Origin of the sequence: Cellulomonas sp. IC4_254, assembly GCF_011603975.1 — a bacterium.
In the GTDB taxonomy this organism is placed as follows: Bacteria; Actinomycetota; Actinomycetes; order Actinomycetales; family Cellulomonadaceae; genus Cellulomonas.
Genome location: NZ_JAANNB010000391.1, coordinates 1 through 816 on the forward strand (window position 1 = coordinate 1; position 816 = coordinate 816).

Annotated in this window: 1 protein-coding gene; it reads left to right on the forward strand. The window is 78.7% G+C overall.

Annotation, left to right across the window (positions count from 1 at the left end; all coding sequences use genetic code 11):
• On the forward strand, window positions 1-769 hold a 769-nt coding region (locus G6556_RS18965; protein ID WP_346775015.1), incomplete at its 5' end, for an LLM class flavin-dependent oxidoreductase.
• Between the last annotated feature and the right edge of the window lie 47 nt (window positions 770-816).

An 816-nucleotide genomic window follows, 5' to 3' on the forward strand; every position in this document is an offset into this window, starting at 1 on the left:
CCCCGGCGCACCGCCGATCGACGGCTCCGACTCCGTCCTGCGCGAGCGGCTGCTCGCCCAGAAGCGGGTCGTGGGCGCGTCCCGCACCCCGGCGGCGTTCCGCGACGAGCTCGGCCTGGTCCTCGGCCTGCGCGCCGGCGACTACGCCGAGGCCGACGGCACCCGGCACGTGGCGCCGCCGGTCGAGGGCGCCGACTTCGACCTCTGGGTGCTCGCCTCGTCCGCGGGGGAGAGCGCCCGGGTCGCCGGCGAGCTCGGCCTGCCGATCGCCGCGAACTTCCACGTCAGCCCCGCCACCACGCTCGACACGATCGCCGCCTACCGGGCGGCGTTCCGCCCCGGCGTGCTCGACCGGCCGTACGTGGTGGTCTCCGCCGACGTGCTGGTCGCCGAGACCACCGCCGAGGCCCGCGCGCTCGCGACGCCGTTCGCCGACTGGGTGCTGTCGATCCGCCGCGGCGCCGCCGGGGCCGTCGCGTACCCGCACCCCGACGACGCCGTGCCGTGGGAGGCCCGCGACGCCGACGAGCGCGCCGTCGTCGCCGACCGGGTCGACACCCGGGTCGTCGGCGCTCCCGCGGACGTCGTCGCCCGGCTGGAGACGCTGCAGCGCGTCACCGGCGCCGACGAGCTGCTGATGACCACCGCGACCCACGACCCCGCCGACGCCCGGCGGTCGTTCGCGCTGCTCGCCGAGGCGTGGGGCGTCGCGCCCGGTGCCGACGCGGGCGCCGCGACCGCCGGCGACCCGCACCTGACCCTCGTCTGAAGGAGCCCGCCATGACCAGCACCACCGGCACGACCCCCGCCCCCGCC